The sequence below is a fragment of the Paraburkholderia sp. JHI869 genome (genome assembly GCF_038900775.1).
Lineage (GTDB): Bacteria > Pseudomonadota > Gammaproteobacteria > Burkholderiales > Burkholderiaceae > Paraburkholderia.
In genome coordinates, this window is sequence record NZ_JAYMSC010000002.1 from 674,358 (window position 1) to 690,495 (window position 16,138).

Sequence of the window (16,138 nt, forward strand, 5' to 3'; positions counted from 1 at the left end):
GTAGACGCGCGCGCCGCTCGCGTATTGAAGAAAATTGCCCATGTGCACGGGCGCGGCACGGCGCGAAACTCGCGCTATCATTGCGCCGCACTGGCGACTCCCATTTTCGGAACTGCAACGTGAAAAAGATCCTCATCATCGGCATCGGCGCCGGCGACCCGAAGTACCTGACCGTGCAGGCAATCGAAGCGCTCAATGCCGCCGACGTGTTCTTCGTGATGGACAAGGGCGCGGCCAAAGACAAGCTCGTCGCGCTGCGCAAGGAAATCTGCGCGCGCTTCATCAAGGACCACGACTATCGCATCGTGGAGGCGACGAGCCCTGAGCGCCGCCGCGACGAAGGCCTCGATTACAAGGCTGCAGTTGACGAACTCAACCGCGACAAGCAGCGTGTATTCGAACGCCTGATCGAAGAGGAATTGATGGACGGCCAATGCGGCGCGTTCCTTGTATGGGGCGATCCGTCACTCTACGACAGCACCATCCGCATTCTCGATTCGATCCTGGCCGAAGCGCGGTTCGCATTCGACTTCGAGGTGATTCCCGGCATCAGCAGCGTGCAGGCGCTCGCGGCGAAGCATCGTGTGCCACTCAACTTCATCGGCAAGCCAGTAAGCATCACGACGGGAAGGCGGCTCGCGGAGGGCGGCTTTCCGCAGGACGTGGAAAGCGCGGTGGTCATGCTCGACGCGCAGAACGCGTATGCGCAACTCGCGGGCGAGGAACTCGATATCTACTGGGGCGCTTATGTCGGCACGCCCGACGAGATCCTGATGTCGGGCCGCCTCGACGACGTGAAAGACGAGATCGTCCGTGTTCGCGCCCAGGCGCGCGACGCGAACGGCTGGATCATGGACACGTATTTGCTGCGCAAGCGCGGTGTGAAAGACTGAAACGAAAACGGGCGCGAAACGTTCGCGCCCGTTGCTGGATTCACACGTTTGCGCTTACGCCAGCCCCACGCACACGGCCACGATAATCGAGCCGAACAACAGCACGGCGCCCGCCGTCTTGCGCTTGTTCAGCTCCGTCCACAGCAGCACGCCCGTGAGCGAAAGCAGAATGAGCGCACCCGCGAAGCTGTCGATAAAGAGCACCCAGCCGACGCTCATGCCCGTGCCCTTGTGCAGGTTCGTGATCGTCGAGACGAGCGAGTTGTCGTTGCGCTTGAGCGTGAGCTTGTCGTTGCCCACCCAGTACTCGACCATCACGCTCTCGCCGGGCGACGTGAACATCATCTGCCAATGCTCGGGCTGCACAACCGTGCGATCGCCCCAGGCCACGTTGTGCTCGGGCTCCTTCTGCACGCGGCCCATGCGTGCGGGCAGCTTCAAATCCGGTTGCGAGCGCAGCCATTTCACCATCTCGCGCGGCGTTTCGGGTGCGGGGTCAGGCACGGCAATCTGCACCGTCGAGACTTGCGGCGCGCCCGGTGAAATGCGCAGCGGCTCGGCGCGATGATTGAGCACGACCCCCGTTGCGCCGAACAGCAGGCCGAGCGCCGCGCCCCACAGACCCACCCAGCCGTGCACCTTGCGCAGCCACTTGATGAAGGTCGCGCGGCGCGAACGCTTCGCGCGATCGTCGCGCTGTTCGGCGTCGAGACGCGTGCGCGGCGTTGCCGGCGCGTCGATCTCGGCGGTTTCGGGAAAGCTCATGTTTCACTCCAGAGTCGCAAAAGATTGTGGTAGCAGCCCACGAGGCTGCGCCGCGCCTGGGCGTCGGCGTCGCTCGCGTTCAGGCGCTGGATAGCGGTGTCCATGTCGAAGAGCAGCGCGCGTTTGGTGTCATCGCGCACGAGGCTTTGCACCCAGAAGAAGCTCGCCACGCGCACACCGCGCGTAACCGGCGTGACCTGGTGCAGGCTCGTGGCCGGATAGACGATCATGTCGCCTGCGGGCAGCTTCACCTCTTGCACGCCGTAGGTGTCTTCGACCACGAGTTCGCCACCCTCGTATTCATCGGGCGACGAGAGAAAGAGCGTGCAGGAAACGTCGGTGCGCAGCTTCACGCCGTTGGGCAGCACACGCACTGCGCCATCCACGTGACTGCCGAACGTCATGCCGCCTTCATAGCGGTTGAAGAGCGGCGGATACACCTGGTTGGGCAGCGCCGCGCTGATGAAAAGCGGATTGCGCTCGATGGCCGCGAGCACCATGTCGCCAAGCTCCCGCGCGATGGGCGTGTGCTCGGCGATCTGCGCGTTGCGCTTCACGGGCGCGCCCGACCATCCGGCCGTTGCGCGGCCGTCCACCCAGGCGTCGCCTGCGTTGTCGAGCCGCGCGCGCAGCGTGTGCACCTGCTCGGGCGTCAGTACATCAGGGACGTGAACCAGCATCGTCAATTCCTTCGTTGTGCCGTATAAGCGGCAAAGCGGCCGCGCTCTTGCACATACGCGCAGTTGCGCAAAAAGCCCGCATTATGCGGGCTTCGCGTGATGGCACGCAAAAGGCGCGACGCACGCTTAACACGGCGGCGTCAGAACCGGTAATCGGCCGTCGCAAGGAACGTGCGGCCAATACCCGGCACAGCGCGCCCGCCGTCCGACTGAATGAGGGCGTCATAGTAGAACTTGTTGGTGAGATTCAGCAGATTCAGCCGCACGTCCCACTTCTTCTCGTGGTACGCGGCCGTCGCGTCCCAGCGCGTGTAGCCGCCGGTTTCCACGTAATTCGTGTTCGCTGCGTAACGCGCCGACATATAGGTCGGGCCGCCGCCAATTTCCCAATGCGGCGTGAACGCGTAGGTGGTCCACAACGTGAAGGTATTGCGCGGCGTATTCGCGGGCGTATTGCCCTGAGTGCCGTCGAGCGCCTTGAGAACCACGCCGTCCATGTACGTGTAGCCTGCGAACACCTGCCACTTGTTGGTGATGTGGCCGGTTGCGCCCGCCTGGAAACCGCGCACGCGAATATCGCCTTCGAGCGTGTACTCGCCAGTCGACGTTTGCGTACGCGCGTTGTCCATCTCCTGCTGAAAAAATGCCGAGGTAACCGAAAGATTGCCGCCCAGCAGGTCCCACTTCGCACCCACTTCATACGACTTGGTATGTTCGGGCGAGAGGTTCTGCGTATTGTTCGTGACGGTTAGCGCTTCGAGCGACGGATCGAACGACGTGCCGTACGAGAAGTAATACGACTGCCAGTCGGTCGGCTGATAGATCGCCCCCGCCCGTACGCTCGTGAACGTATTCGTCTGGTCCGCGTAGAGCGGCGCGTTGATCGTGTTCGCAATGTGCGCCTGGAAGCGATCCCAACGCACGCCGCCAATGAGCTTCCAGTGCTCGCCGATCGACATCGTTTCGTTGAAGTACGCCGCGAACGTGTTTGCGCCCGACTCCGCGTGATTGCCTACTGTCGTCGTGACGTTCGAGGGCGTCGACATGTAGACCGGGTCGAGCAGCGAGAGAATCGGCAGGTTGTTGCGCGTGTAGGCCTGATTCGTGTAGCTGTCGTGGCCCACCTCGATGCCCGCGAGCATCTCGTGCTTCAGGAAGCCCGTAGTGAACTTGTATTGCGCCATCGTATCGTTGTAGATCGAGTGGTTTTCGATCACGCGATCGTGGCTCGCCAGCTTGATGTACAGGTCTTCGAGCGGCAGGTTCGTGAAGTTGCCGTTCTTGAGCGCCGTGCTCGAAGAGAGCGGGCCCGTCAGCACCGCGCCAGGCGCGGTTTCGCGCGCGTCGGTGAGCGAGTGCGAGAACTGCGTCTGGTTGGTGATCTTGAACTGGTCGTTGAAACGGTGATCCACGCGCGCCTGAACCGTCTGCACGTCCTGAATCGTGCGGTCGTCGGTGAGGCCGTAGAACGTGCTTTTCGAAGGCGCGAACGGATGGCCGTTGACCGCCTGCACGCCGTAGTCCGGCATGTCGTAGTTGTGCTGGATGAGCGCCGAGATCGTGACTTCGGTCGGCGTGCCAATGCCAAAGCGCAGTTCGGGCGCGAAACCGTAGTCCTTGTTTTTCATTACGTCGCGCGTCGAGCCCATCGACTGGCCGAATGCATTCAGCCGAAATGCAGCGTGATCGCCGAGCGGACGATTCACGTCGAGCGCCGCGCGATAGCGGTCGTCGGTGCCGATGGTGGTCGAGACTTCGGTGAGCGGCTTGAGGTTCGCCTGCTTCGTGACTTGATTGATCACGCCGCCCGTGGAGCCGCGGCCGAACAGCATCGACGAGGGGCCGTAGAGCACTTCGATCGATTCGAGGTCGAAGGTGTCGCGGTAGTACTGGTTGCGGTCGCGAAAGCCGTCGAGGTAGATGTCGTTTTGCGCCGTGAAACCGCGCAAATTGATGTTGTTGCCGATCTGGCCGCCTTCCGCGCCGCCGATCGTGATACCGGGCGCGTTGCGCAACGCGTCCTGGAACGACGTGGCGCCCTGCGACTGCATCACGGCCTTGTTGATCACCGTAACCGTCTGCGGAATATCGCGCAGCGCCGTGGGCGTCTTGGCACCGACGGTCGAACGTTCTGCCTGGAAGTCCTGAGCATCGCTTTGGCTTTGGCTCGACACGGAGATCGTCGGCAGTGTGGTGGCGTTCGCGGTGCTGGACGCCTGCGCGGCGGCCGTCCCCGAAGCGGCCGTTGCTGCAGCAGGCGCGCTTTGCGCAAGTGCAGACGAAGCGAAAGGTACAGCAAAGGTCAGCGCGAGCGCACTCGCGAGCGGCGTCCGGTTCAACATGAGGTCCCTGTACACGGCAGATGACCCGGCCGTGCGACGCGCGGATAACTGGCGCGGACGACGTGGGTCGATTGGCTGGCTGGGCCGCCCCGAAAGGACCGAGGGAATCGACGCTAGGCTGGCTGATCTTGTTGTTTGGCCGCGGAAGGCTCCGCGGTAATGAGAATCGATATCATTCCATATGTTTCATTGTCTTTCAATCGGTTTCGGCGTTTGAACAACAGTTCGGTGGAGGGTTGGGAAAGACGCGCCGGCATTAAGGAAAATGTAATTTGCGCGTTGAAATCAAGTTGCTACAAGCTTGATTCATCCGATGAATTTCGCACGGTGTCAGGATATTATTTCGGATAACGAATTAAAATCCGATGCCGTGCGCTATGCCGCCTGAGCGCATTCGCGCAATTGCTGCGCGAGTACGCCAATCGCCTCGTCGAGCGTAGCGGTGCTGCGCCTGAGAATGCCGATCGGCTCCACGCCCTGCGGGGCCGGCACGTCAATCTGCACGAGCACGCCAGTGTCGATGTCGCTTTGCGCGACTCGCTGCGGCACGATCCAAACGGCGTCCGATCCTGCAACGATCAAGCGCGCTACGGAGGCCGACTGCGTTTCGATAGCGCCTTCAGGCACGGCGAAACCATGCGTTTCGAAAAACGCTTCGGTGTGATGCCGCGGCGCGGTGCGCTCGCCCGCGATCACGAGCGGAAACGCAAGCAACGCACCGAGCGCGGGCGCAACGCTTTCGTTCGCAAGCGGATGCCCCGCACGCACGACGACAAGGAGTGACTCCGTGTAGAGATATTCGAACGACACGCCCTGCATCATCGCCGGCTCGGCCATCCGCCCCACCATCAAGTCGAGGTCGCCTGCTTTCACCGCACGCAGGAGTTCGGCATTTGAGTCCGTATGAATCTTCACGCCCACTTGCGGGCGCAACGCCTTGAAACGCAGGAGCGCCGCGGGCAGCAGCGCCGTTGCCACGGTTGGCAACGCGCCCAGGCGCACCGCTGGCGCTGCATGCGCGTCCTGCCGCGCGAGCGCGAGGGCGGAAGCCTCGACCGCGCGCGTGGCGTCGAGCGCATAGCGCAGGAAGCGCTCGCCCTGCACTGTGAGCGCCGCGCCGTTTCTGCCGCGTTCGACGAGGCGCACGCCCGCCCATTCCTCGAGTTCCACGAGCGTCTTCGAAACGGCTGGCTGGCTCAAATGCAAACGCGCGGCCGCCCGCGCGAGCGTGCGCTCCTGGGCGATCGCCACGAAACAGTTCAGATGCCGCAGCCGCAGCCTCGACGCCAGTTGCCGCTGCGCCTCTTCGGCCGCCTCGCGGGCAGCGTCTGCGTTGAGGTCCGCCTTCCTGGGCGCCTGCGCACGCCGCCGGGTTTCTTTGTTTTCCATAATCTGAAGTTATGGAATTTTCGCGAATAAGTCAATTTACATAACCTGTAGTCAACTCTACATTGGCGCCATCCACATTAATCACCCGCAAACAAGGAGCAGGGAGACATGGCCACGATCGTTGGCGGCATCGCCGTTTCGCACACCCCGACCATCGGCTTCGCGCACGACGCGCACAAGGAGCAAGACCCCGCCTGGGCGCCAATCTTCGAAAGCTTCGAGCCAGTCAAGCGCTGGCTGCGCGAGCAGCGGCCCGACGCCATCGTCTACGTCTACAACGACCACGTGACGTCGTTCTTCTTCGACCACTACTCGGCGTTCGCGCTCGGCATCGGCAACGAATATGAGGTCGCCGACGAAGGCGGCGGCGCGCGCGACCTGCCCGCCATTGGCGGACACGCGGCGCTCGCAAGACATATCGGCACGAGTCTCATGAGCGACGAGTTCGACATGTCGTTCTTCCAGGACAAGCCGCTCGACCACGGCTTCTTCTCGCCGATGTCCGCCCTGCTCGACCGCACGGAAACGGGCTGGCCCACGCGCGTGGTGCCGCTGCAGGTAGGCGTGCTGCAATTCCCGATTCCCACTGCGCGCCGTTGCTTCAAGCTCGGCCAGGCGCTGCGCCGCGCGATCGAGAGCTACCCTGAGGACCTGCGCGTGGTCGTGATGGCAACGGGCGGCCTCTCGCACCAGGTGCACGGCGAGCATGCGGGCTTCAACAACGTGGACTGGGACCACCGCTTCCTCGACGCGATCACGAACGACCCGCAAGCGCTCGCGGAAATGACGCATGCCGAGTATGCGCAACTAGGCGGGCTCGAAGGCGCCGAGATCATCATGTGGCTGATCATGCGCGGCGCGCTGAGCGGCAACGTGAAGAAGGTGCACAGCGGCTACTACCTGCCTTCGATGACGGGTATCGGCACGCTCGTGCTCGAGAACACGGCGATGGCGCCGGTGGGTGAAGCGCAGGCGCGGCACCGCCAGCACATGGCGCGGCAACTGGCCGGAGCGGAGAAGCTCACGGGCACGTATCCGTTCGGGCTCGAATCGAGTGTGAAGGCGTACCGGCTGAACAAGTATCTCCACGCGATGATCGACGAGGGAAATCGGCGCGCGTTTCTCGCCGACCCGGAACGCTCGTTTGCCGAGGCCGGGCTCACTGAGGAGGAACAGGATCTCGTGCGCCGCCGCGACTGGTGTGGGCTGATTCACTATGGCGTGATCTTCTTCATGCTCGAAAAGCTTGGCGCAGTCGTTGGGACTTCGAACCTTCACATCTATGCGGCCATGCGTGGCGAGACGCTTGAAGATTTCCTCAAGACGCGCAATACGCGAGTGCTTTACTCGGTGGCGGGGGATGTGGAGGCAACCGACGAATGGCAGGAAGGGGAAGCGAAGTAAGCGAGGGTTCGCGGCGGCCGCTTCGAAGTGGCCGCCGCGTTGAAGCGCAGCGAGACAATCAGTCAAGCGCCCGATCATTCGGATGCGCAAACAGCTCCCGATTCTCGTTGGACAACGGATAGTTCAGGTTCATCCCCTTCGGCGGAACAGGCTGCGTAAACCACTTCGTGTACAGCCGTTCCGCTTCACCCGACGTCTGCATGCGGGCGATCACGCCATCGGCCAGTTTCTTGAAGACGGGGTCGTCCTTGCGCACCATGCAGCCATAAACCTCTGAGAGCGGCGGCGTGCCAGTGATCAGGTAGTCCTGCTGATTCGCTTCCTTGGCACGCGCGCCGTACAGCAGCGGCTCATCCATGACGAACGCAACTGCGCGTCCCGTCTTCACGTTGAGAAACGACTCGGCGTGATCCTTGGCGGCGATGAGTTGCATGCCCATCTTCTTGTCGTTGTTCATTTCGCGCAGCAGCCGGTCTTCCGACGTGCCCGCCGTCGTCACAACCGTCTTGCCCGCGAGATCGGGAAAGTCCTTGATGCCCGAATCCTTCTTCGCGATCAGGCGCACGCCATATTGAAAGAAGCTGTTCGTGAACGCGACCTGGTTGTCGCGCTCCTTGGTGTGCGTGGTCGAGCCGCACTCGATATCGATCGTGCCGTTCTGCACCAGCGTAATGCGGTTCTGCGAAGTGATCGGAATTTCCTTGACCGTGAGCTTGTCGAGCTTCAGCTCCTTTTTCACCTCGTCGACGATCTTCAGCGCGATGTCCTGGGCATAGCCGATCGTGTGCTGCTCGCTGTCGTAGTAGGAGAACGGCACCGACGATTCCCGTACGCCCAGGGAAATCACGCCTGTATCGCGGATTTTTTTGAGGGTAGCGCTCGTGGCGTCTTGCGCCTGAACCGGCGCGAGATACGTGCATCCCATGACGACGGCTGCGAGCGTTGCAACTTTTTTCATTGAGTCTCCTCCGGATGGTCCTTCGACGCTCTGTGCGCCGCTCCCGAGTATTCATGCGTCGAAGCGATGCTGCAAATGAAATCGGTTGCGTCGACATAACTCAAGGTTAAGTCGCTAGTGAAGGAGCACCGTGCGAAGCGCCGTTAGCTCGTCGTTCAAGCAACTACGCAGTTGCGCGCTATTGCAACGCTCTTCGCGAAGCTGGGCGTCGAGCGCAAGCACGATGTTGCCGAGAGCGTCGATAGCGTCGAGCAGCGGGTCGGGCTCATGCGTCGATTCGTCGACCTGAACGGATTGGACTTGCGACTGCACATCGGGGTGCGGTTGCGGATTCGGCTCAGGTGAAGGCTCGGGCATCGCATCGGGCGACGGGTGCTCCGCTTCGAAATCGAACAGCGACTTGAATAGCGTGGGGAGTTTCATTGCAAGGACCGCCGGCGTGGGGGACGAGGGGCGGCTATCTTCGCACCGGCTCGAAATTGTTCATCCCGAAAACTTGTGCGGCAGGTGAGGCTGGTTTCGTTGGCAACACGAAGCGTTCCGCGCACCATGACTTGTCCACAAATTTTGTTGGCAGCCCTGTGCGTAACCTTTGGAAGACCGCATCAAGTCCTTGATGCGTCTCGGTTAACCCACTGCGTTCCGAATCGCGGCAACAGCGCCTCGAACGACCTCGACGCGCACCCATCTTTTCCACAGATTTTGTTGGCAGCCCTGTGCACAACTTCTGGACAGCGAACCTAAGTCCCTGATCGCAAACGTCAATGCTCCACGCGACAGAGAAGTTGCACGTTTTGGAGGCACTGGACTTGTCCACAGTTAACGGGGAAAAGTCTGTGCATACGCCCCCCAACATCCACGCCAATCCATTGATAGCACAACAGATTTTCTCGCTGCGCACAGATCGGTTCATACGTGCCTCACACGCACCCAAAGCGGGCATACCCCTAAAGTTTGTAAGGGAAATGCCGTTATGCCTCGCTGTGTTGTTGGGTCTCAAGCGGCCCCATCGAAGGAATCTCATGCGCAACAATCAACCCGTCACGCAACAGGAATTCGACTATCCCGCTTCGCAGATGCTCGTCTCGGCCACCGACCTCAAGGGCCGCATTCAGTACTGCAATCCTGCGTTCGTCGCGGTGTCCGGCTTTACGAAAGAAGAACTGATAGGCAAGGCGCATAACATCATTCGCCATCCCGACATGCCGGCCGAAGCGTTCGCCGACCTGTGGGACACCGTTCGCGAAGGTCGCCCCTGGACCGCGATCGTCAAGAACCGCCGCAAGACTGGCGACCACTACTGGGTACGCGCGAACGTCACGCCCGTCTCGGAGCAAGGCACGGTGGTCGGCTATTTGAGCGTGCGCGTGAAGCCCACGCGCGAGGAGGTCCGCGCGGCCGAAGCCTTCTACGCGCAAATGCGCGAGGGCCGTATGCAAGGCGCGCGACTGCGCCACGGCTCCGTGGTGCGCACAGGCCTCGTGGGCGCGCTGCAGTCGCTCTTGCGCGTGCCTGTCGCCACGCGCATTGCCTTCGGCTATGGCGCCGTGCCGGCCGTGTTCGCCGCTGCCGGCTTCGCCGCGTGGCAAGGTCTACCGCCGCTGCCCTTCTGGGGCGCGCTTGGCGCGGCGTGCGTCTGCGCGCTCGGCGCCTGGCGTCTCACCACGCGCCACCTCGGCGCACCGCTCGCGCAAATGACCACGGCCTCCACGCGCATGGCCGCGGGCGACCTCACGGCCACGCTCGCGGTCGCCACGAACGACGACCTCGGCGACGTGCTCCAGGCGCTCAACCAGTTGCAGGCCAATCTCACGGCCATCGTGTTCGACGTGCGTTCGCAGATCGACGGCATGCTCGACGCCGCGCACGAAATCTCGAGCGGCAATCTCGATCTCTCGCGCCGCACCGAAATGCAGGCCGCATCGCTCGAAGAAACCGCCGCCACGATGGATCAGTTGACGACCACCGTGCAGGCCAACGCCGAAGCCAGCGCCCGCGCGCTCGATCTCGCGCGCGACGCGCAGTCCGCCGCCGCCGAGGGCGGCTCGATCGCCGCTCAAATGGAGCGCACGATGACGGGCATCACCGACGCGTCGCGCCGCATCAGCGACATCACCGGCGTGATCGACGGCATCGCGTTCCAGACCAACATCCTCGCGCTCAACGCCGCCGTCGAAGCCGCGCGCGCCGGCGAGCAGGGCCGCTCGTTCGCCGTCGTGGCGGGCGAGGTGCGCATGCTCGCGCAGCGCTGCGCGGCGTCGGCCAAGGAGATCAAGCAGGTCGTGGACGCCAGCGTGACCGAGATCGCAGAGGGCACGCGCCTCGTCGGCAACACGACCGCGCAGATGCGCTCGATCGACGAAGCCGTGAGCCGCGTCTCGTCGATCATCACCGAGGTCGCGAACGCGAGCGGCGAGCAGGCCGAGGGCATCCGCCAGGTCAACCAGGCCGTGGCGCATCTGGACAGCGCCACGCAGCAGAACGCCGCGCTCGTCGAGCAGGCCGCCGCCACGGCGCAGCGGCTCGCCGAACAGGCCGACGTGCTCGACGAAGCCGTGCGCCTGTTCACCGTGGCGGGCGCAGAGGCGCCAAAGCGCGCGAAGCCGGCTCGCACGCCAGCGCACCGCCAGCCAGTCAATCTTGCCGAAGTGGCCGAGGACGTCGCGGCATAACGGCCGGCACTGCGCCGCAAGATCCGTCGAACCGCTTCGTCTATTGGTCTGAGAGATCGGCGTTAGTCCCATCTCGACAGCGCGGCGGACGGACGGCACCATGAACACCGTCAGCAAGCCGTACCACGGTTTGCTGATCCGAGTAACAACGGCGTTTCAACGGCTCACCTGGCCTGCCCGGGTGAGCCGTTTTTTCTTGGTGCATACGCTCGCGCCTGGCATCGGTTTGCTTCGCAACCATGACAGCGGTGCAACGCGCAACGCATTTCGCATGGCCCGTTGCAGGGCGCGCAAAAACGGGCGTTGCAAAGGCGAGTCGCGTTAAACTGGCTGGCCCGGGTCGCGCCACAGCGATCTCGCTGTGTGTGTCTGCGCTCACTTGCATGAACACGCCGCGCAGCCGACCCCGTACAATGGCTCGACCACCCAACGCACGAGGACAACATCAATGCGCACGACCGGGTCTTCCGGAAACATGACCCTGCTCACCGAGCATGACGACGCGACCGGACGCGAACTGCGTTCACTGCGCCTCGAATCGGCGGCCGACGGCAAAAGCCTCTTGCTGGTCGAAGTCGACGAGCGCAAGCCGGGCATCCATCGCGAAGTGCGTTACGAAATCACGCCGGCCGAGCTGATCGCGGCAATTCGCGCACAAGGCGCCGAACTGCCCGGGGAATCACACACGCGCTAAGCGCACGCAAAGCGGCGCCACGAACGCGGCACGCGTTGTCTGCTGTGCCGCGTTCTGTCGCTTTGCGCTCACCTCGCGCTTTTTGCTTGGCGCTTTTCAATCCGGCGCTTTTTTCACATGCCTGCCCCACTCGGCAGGCATTCTCTCGCGCGTAGAGGGGGTCGCTTGCACGCCTTCGAAATGCGTCCATAATCTTTACGTTACCCTCCTATCTTTCCCGTTCCTCGCTTAAACGCGCAACGGAAGTAAGCCGATGCTACATGACCTCATCGCGCAATACGGGCCTGCGCTGGTGTTCATCAATGTGCTTGCCGGATCGCTTGGGCTGCCCGTGCCCGCGATGCCCGCGCTCGTATTGTTCGGCGCAATGGCGGCCATGCATCCCGGTTCGATCGGCCAGCAGGTCGCGCCGGTGCTTGGGCTCGCCATTATCGCCATGCTGATTGGCGACAGCGTGTGGTTCCTGGCCGGGCGCCTCTACGGCGGCAACACGCTCAAGACGCTCTGCAAGCTCTCGCTCTCACGCGACACCTGCGTGAAAAAAACCGAACGCTTTTTCGGCCGCTGGGGCGTGCGCGTGCTCGCCGTCGCCAAGTTTGTGCCGGGGCTGTCGCTCGTTTCCGTGCCGCTGGCCGGCGCGATGGGCGTGCCCTATCGCCAGTTCGTCGGCTTCGACGGCATTGGCGCGGCGCTGTGGTCCGGCACCGGTCTGCTCATCGGCGTGATGTTCGCACCGCAGATCGATATGCTGATGAGCGGCGCAAGCCGCCTTGGCCGCTTCGCCTTCGTCGTGATCGTCGTGCTGCTGGTGCTCTACGCGACCTACCGCTGGCAGCGCCGCCGCCAGCTCATCAAGAAGCTCGCGAACGCGCGCATCACGGTGGAAGACCTCTACCATGCGATGGGCGCCAAGCCGCCTCCCGTGGTGTTCGACATTCGTTCTGAAGAAAAGCGCAAGCTCGATCCGTACATCATTCCGGGCGCGTTATTCGCCGACGAGCGCAAGCTCGAAGACATCGTCGGCAAATATCCGAACGACCAGAAGCTCGTGATCTACTGCTCGTGCCCCAATGAAATATCCGCGGCCTGGATGGCGAAGAAGCTCGTCGAGGCTGGCTTTACCGATGTGGTGCCGCTTCTTGGCGGCCTCGACGCGTGGCGCGATGCCGGCCGCACGCTCGAGTCGCTCCAGTTGCACGCCCACGCCGACGTCCCGGTCAACATCACGCCTAAAGCTGTCTGATCCGGGCGGCCCGCTCCCGAGCCGCCCGCACGAGGAGAACCGCCAGATGGGCACGATCACCGAAGCCGAGGTTCCGGAATCCGCGGAACTTCCTTCCGCGAGCCGCCACTCCGACACGCAGCCGCAACCCGCCGAGGCACCGTTCTCGACGCTTTCCTCGCGGCGCCACCAGATGTTCCCCGAGCTCACCGACGAAGAGATCGCGCGCCTCGCGCGTTTCGGCGAGCAACGCCACTATGCGACGGGAGAACTGCTCTTTCATACGGGCGAAACCGGCCCCGGCATGTTCGTGCTGCTCTCCGGTTCGGTCAAAGTGTTCCAGCGCGACGGGCTGGGCCGCGAGCGGCTCATCGTCGAGCATGGGCGCGGGCATTTTCTCGCCGAAGTGGGCCAGCTTTCGGGCGGCCCGGCGCTCGTGGACGGCCTGGCGCTCGAATCTGTGGATGCAATCCTGATTCCGCCCGAGCAGCTGCGCGCGGCCATCGTCGCCGAAGCCGAACTCGGCGAGCGCATCGTGCGCGCGCTGATCCTGCGCCGCGTCTCGCTGATCGAAAAGGGCGCGGGCGGCCCAATTCTCCTGGGCAAGCACGACGATCCCGCGCTCGTTTCGCTGCAAGGCTTCCTCTCGCGCAACGGCCATCCGTATTCGGTGCTCGACGAGCGCGACGAATGCATGCTCCGCCTGGTCGAGCGTTTCGCCGCGCGCTGCGAGGACTTGCCGCTCGTGATCTGCCCCGACGGCTCGGTGCTGCGCCACCCCAGTGCGCCCGAACTGGCCACGTGCCTCGGCATCCTGCCCGAACTCAACGGCGAGCGCATCTATGACGTCTGCGTGGTGGGCGCGGGCCCGGCCGGTCTTGCCACTGCGGTCTATGCGGCTTCCGAAGGCCTCTCGGTGATCGTGCTCGACTCGCGCGCGCCCGGTGGCCAGGCGGGCGCCAGTTCGCGCATCGAAAACTATCTGGGCTTTCCCACCGGTATCTCGGGCCAGGCGCTCGCGGGCCGCGCGTTCGTGCAGGCGCAGAAGTTCGGCGCGCACGTGGCCATTCCGGTCACGGTGCGCAAGCTGTTCTGCGATGAAGAACCGCGCCGGCTGGAAACCTGCAGCGGCGATGTGCGCGCGCATACCGTCGTGATCGCGAGCGGTGCCGTGTACCGCAAGCCGGCCATCGAGGGCATCGACCGCTATACAGGGCGCGGTATCTACTACTGGGCCTCGCCGGTCGAGGCGAAGCTCTGCAAGCACGAAAACATCGTGCTCGTGGGCGGCGGCAATTCGGCGGGCCAGGCGATCGTCTATCTCTCCACGCATGCGCGCCAGATCGACGTGCTGATCCGCAAGGCCGGCTTCGAATCGACGATGTCACGTTATCTGATCGACCGGATCGCCTCGCTCTCGAACGTGCGAGTGCATGGGCACAGCGAGATTGGCGGCCTCGACGAAGACAACAGCGGCCTCGCGGCGGTGCGTCTGAAGATGCCGTGCCCGGAAGGTGTCGACCATTTCGATTCGCGCCACCTGTTCCTCTTCACGGGCGCCGACCCGAACACGGGCTGGCTGCGCGCGTGCGGCGTGAAGCTCGACCCGCACGGCTTCGTGCTGACCGGCGATAACGAGTCGTGCAGTCTCGCGACTTCGGTCGAAGGCGTCTACGCGATCGGCGACGCGCGCGCGGGCTCGACCAAGCGCGTGGCCGCGGCGGTGGGCGAAGGCGCGGCCGTGGTCGCGCAAATCCATCAACGGCTCGCTGCGCTGCGGCCGGCGACGGTGGTTGCGGGCGTCCATGTGTGAGCGAGTTGCGGACGCTGCAGAAGCGTCCAAGGTTGCCCACGCCAGTTCGACGCCGATCCTGCCGCTCGCGGCGGCTCGCACGCTGCACCTCGCGGCACAAGGGCTGCTCGCGCCGCCGCGCCGCAAGGCCACGCAAGACGACGTGCTCGACGCGATCCGCCGCATGGCGCAATTGCAGATCGACACGATCCACGTGGTCGCGCGCAGTCCTTATTTCGTGCTGTTCAGCCGCATTGGCGCGTTCGAGCCGGCCTGGCTCGACGCGCATCTCGCGCAAGGGCGCCTGTTCGAGTACTGGGCGCACGAGGCCTGCTTCCTGCCGATCGAAGACTACGGGCTGCTGCGCCATCGCATGCTCGATCCTTCCGGCATGGGCTGGAAATACGCAGCCGAATGGCACGACCAGTACCGCGACGAAATCGACGCGCTGCTCGAGCGCATCCGCACCGAAGGCGCCGTGCGTTCCGCCGACTTCGCGCGCGCCGAGGGCGACAAGGGCAACGGCTGGTGGGACTGGAAGCCGGAGAAGCGGCATCTGGAAGTGCTGTTCGCAACCGGCGAGCTGATGGTCGCCCAGCGGCACAACTTCCAGCGTGTGTACGACGTGGCCGAGCGCGTGCTGCCGCACTGGAACGACGCACGCGACCTGCCGCCACGCGCCGAAGCGGAACGCGAGCTGCTCTTGCGCTCGTGCCGCGCGCTCGGCGTGATCCGCGCGGACTGGGCCGCGGACTACTTCCGCCTGCCGCGCCGCCCGTACGCCGACGAGTTGCACGCGCTCGCAGACGCGGGCGAGTTGCTGCCGGTGCGCGTGGAAGGCTGGAAGCACGACGCGTTCGTGCATCGCGATCACGCGACGCTCATCGACGAAACGGCGAGCGGCAAGCTCGCCTCCACGGTCACGACCCTGCTCTCGCCCTTCGACCCAGTGGTGTGGGACCGCAAGCGCGCGCTGGCGCTATTCGATTTCGACTACGCCATGGAGTGCTATGTGCCGGCTGCGAAGCGCAAGTACGGTTACTTCGTACTGCCGATATTGAACCGCGGGCGACTGGTCGGGCGCATCGACGCCAAGGCGCATCGGGCGCAGCAGGTGTTCGAGGTGAAGTCGCTGCATCTGGAGCCCGGCGTGCGCGCGAGCGGCCGTCTGGTGGCCGACTTGCGCCGGGCGCTGCAGCGTTGCGCGGACTGGCACGGCACGCCGGAGCTACGCATCGGCACGGCGCCGGACGGCCTCGCGGCCGCCCTGCTGGCTGAGTGAGCGTGCGGCGCCTAGCTGCCCGAGCAACCGCACGCGTTGAGAATG

At 63.9% G+C, this 16,138-nt stretch carries 14 protein-coding genes; 8 read left to right on the plus strand and 6 right to left on the minus strand.

Features of this window, described 5'->3' with window-relative positions; all coding sequences use genetic code 11:
* Positions 1 to 119: 119 nt before the first annotated feature.
* Positions 120 to 893 (plus strand): precorrin-6A synthase (deacetylating), encoded by a 774-nt coding sequence (gene cobF / locus VSR72_RS06260; RefSeq protein ID WP_342951519.1) that lies wholly within the window; start codon positions 120 to 122, stop codon positions 891 to 893.
* Between the two features lie 54 nt (positions 894 to 947).
* Here the strand turns inward: cobF and VSR72_RS06265 are convergent, their stop codons facing one another.
* From VSR72_RS06265 to VSR72_RS06280, 4 genes are all read right to left on the minus strand, one after another.
* Positions 948 to 1,658: a PepSY-associated TM helix domain-containing protein gene (locus VSR72_RS06265; protein ID WP_342951520.1), complete on the minus strand. Its 711-nt coding sequence runs from the start codon at positions 1,656 to 1,658 to the stop codon at positions 948 to 950.
* Positions 1,655 to 2,338, minus strand: coding sequence for a Fe2+-dependent dioxygenase (locus tag VSR72_RS06270; RefSeq protein WP_342951521.1), 684 nt, complete (start codon positions 2,336 to 2,338; stop codon positions 1,655 to 1,657). The genes VSR72_RS06265 and VSR72_RS06270 overlap by 4 nt, the downstream gene beginning before the upstream one ends.
* Positions 2,339 to 2,478: 140 nt before the next feature.
* The gene (locus VSR72_RS06275; protein WP_342951522.1) at positions 2,479 to 4,680 is read right to left on the minus strand and encodes a TonB-dependent siderophore receptor; all 2,202 of its coding nucleotides are present in this window, start codon (positions 4,678 to 4,680) and stop codon (positions 2,479 to 2,481) included.
* A gap of 375 nt (positions 4,681 to 5,055) precedes the next feature.
* A complete protein-coding gene (locus tag VSR72_RS06280) occupies positions 5,056 to 6,069 on the minus strand; it encodes a LysR substrate-binding domain-containing protein (RefSeq protein WP_342951523.1) in 1,014 nt (337 codons plus the stop codon).
* 108 nt (positions 6,070 to 6,177) lie between these two features.
* Here VSR72_RS06280 and VSR72_RS06285 point away from each other — a divergent pair, with 108 nt between their 5' ends.
* Entirely contained in the window at positions 6,178 to 7,473 is a 1,296-nt protein-coding gene (locus tag VSR72_RS06285; protein ID WP_342951524.1) for a gallate dioxygenase, read from the plus strand.
* Positions 7,474 to 7,531: 58 nt separating this feature from the next.
* Here the strand turns inward: VSR72_RS06285 and VSR72_RS06290 are convergent, their stop codons facing one another.
* Both VSR72_RS06290 and VSR72_RS06295 read right to left on the minus strand, forming a co-directional pair.
* A complete protein-coding gene (locus tag VSR72_RS06290) occupies positions 7,532 to 8,398 on the minus strand; it encodes a transporter substrate-binding domain-containing protein (protein WP_342951592.1) in 867 nt (288 codons plus the stop codon).
* 147 nt (positions 8,399 to 8,545) lie between these two features.
* Positions 8,546 to 8,854: a hypothetical protein gene (locus tag VSR72_RS06295; protein WP_342951525.1), complete on the minus strand. Its 309-nt coding sequence runs from the start codon at positions 8,852 to 8,854 to the stop codon at positions 8,546 to 8,548.
* 599 nt (positions 8,855 to 9,453) lie between these two features.
* On the opposite strand from VSR72_RS06295, the gene VSR72_RS06300 reads away from it, so the two are divergent.
* The 6 genes from VSR72_RS06300 (at position 9,454) to VSR72_RS06325 (ending at position 16,093) form a co-directional block, all read left to right on the plus strand.
* A complete protein-coding gene (locus VSR72_RS06300) occupies positions 9,454 to 11,103 on the plus strand; it encodes a methyl-accepting chemotaxis protein (RefSeq protein ID WP_342951526.1) in 1,650 nt (549 codons plus the stop codon).
* 100 nt (positions 11,104 to 11,203) lie between these two features.
* The gene (locus VSR72_RS06305; protein ID WP_342951527.1) at positions 11,204 to 11,428 is read left to right on the plus strand and encodes a hypothetical protein; all 225 of its coding nucleotides are present in this window, start codon (positions 11,204 to 11,206) and stop codon (positions 11,426 to 11,428) included.
* A 123-nt stretch (positions 11,429 to 11,551) separates the two neighbouring features.
* Complete coding sequence (locus tag VSR72_RS06310) at positions 11,552 to 11,797, plus strand: hypothetical protein (protein ID WP_028207914.1); 246 nt, start codon at positions 11,552 to 11,554, stop codon at positions 11,795 to 11,797.
* Positions 11,798 to 12,050: 253 nt separating this feature from the next.
* Positions 12,051 to 13,040 (plus strand): DedA family protein/thiosulfate sulfurtransferase GlpE, encoded by a 990-nt coding sequence (locus tag VSR72_RS06315; RefSeq protein WP_342951528.1) that lies wholly within the window; start codon positions 12,051 to 12,053, stop codon positions 13,038 to 13,040.
* Positions 13,041 to 13,086: 46 nt separating this feature from the next.
* A complete protein-coding gene (locus VSR72_RS06320) occupies positions 13,087 to 14,832 on the plus strand; it encodes an FAD-dependent oxidoreductase (RefSeq protein ID WP_342951529.1) in 1,746 nt (581 codons plus the stop codon).
* Complete coding sequence (locus VSR72_RS06325) at positions 14,825 to 16,093, plus strand: crosslink repair DNA glycosylase YcaQ family protein (RefSeq protein WP_342951530.1); 1,269 nt, start codon at positions 14,825 to 14,827, stop codon at positions 16,091 to 16,093. Before VSR72_RS06320 ends, VSR72_RS06325 begins: the two co-directional genes overlap by 8 nt.
* The last annotated feature ends 45 nt before the right edge of the window (positions 16,094 to 16,138 follow it).

Bases quoted from the DNA above. Each gene is read 5' to 3' on its own strand.
- VSR72_RS06300 (WP_342951526.1), top strand. From the start codon at position 9,454: ATGCGCAACAATCAACCCGTCACGCAACAGGAATTCGACTATCCCGCT.
- VSR72_RS06280 (WP_342951523.1), bottom strand. From the start codon at position 6,069: ATGGAAAACAAAGAAACCCGGCGGCGTGCGCAGGCGCCCAGGAAGGCG.
- VSR72_RS06270 (WP_342951521.1), bottom strand. From the start codon at position 2,338: ATGCTGGTTCACGTCCCTGATGTACTGACGCCCGAGCAGGTGCACACG.
- VSR72_RS06305 (WP_342951527.1), top strand. From the start codon at position 11,204: ATGAACACCGTCAGCAAGCCGTACCACGGTTTGCTGATCCGAGTAACA.
- VSR72_RS06325 (WP_342951530.1), top strand. From the start codon at position 14,825: ATGTGTGAGCGAGTTGCGGACGCTGCAGAAGCGTCCAAGGTTGCCCAC.
- VSR72_RS06290 (WP_342951592.1), bottom strand. From the start codon at position 8,398: ATGGGATGCACGTATCTCGCGCCGGTTCAGGCGCAAGACGCCACGAGC.
- VSR72_RS06265 (WP_342951520.1), bottom strand. From the start codon at position 1,658: ATGAGCTTTCCCGAAACCGCCGAGATCGACGCGCCGGCAACGCCGCGC.
- VSR72_RS06295 (WP_342951525.1), bottom strand. From the start codon at position 8,854: ATGAAACTCCCCACGCTATTCAAGTCGCTGTTCGATTTCGAAGCGGAG.
- VSR72_RS06320 (WP_342951529.1), top strand. From the start codon at position 13,087: ATGGGCACGATCACCGAAGCCGAGGTTCCGGAATCCGCGGAACTTCCT.
- VSR72_RS06275 (WP_342951522.1), bottom strand. From the start codon at position 4,680: ATGTTGAACCGGACGCCGCTCGCGAGTGCGCTCGCGCTGACCTTTGCT.
- VSR72_RS06285 (WP_342951524.1), top strand. From the start codon at position 6,178: ATGGCCACGATCGTTGGCGGCATCGCCGTTTCGCACACCCCGACCATC.
- VSR72_RS06315 (WP_342951528.1), top strand. From the start codon at position 12,051: ATGCTACATGACCTCATCGCGCAATACGGGCCTGCGCTGGTGTTCATC.
- VSR72_RS06310 (WP_028207914.1), top strand. From the start codon at position 11,552: ATGCGCACGACCGGGTCTTCCGGAAACATGACCCTGCTCACCGAGCAT.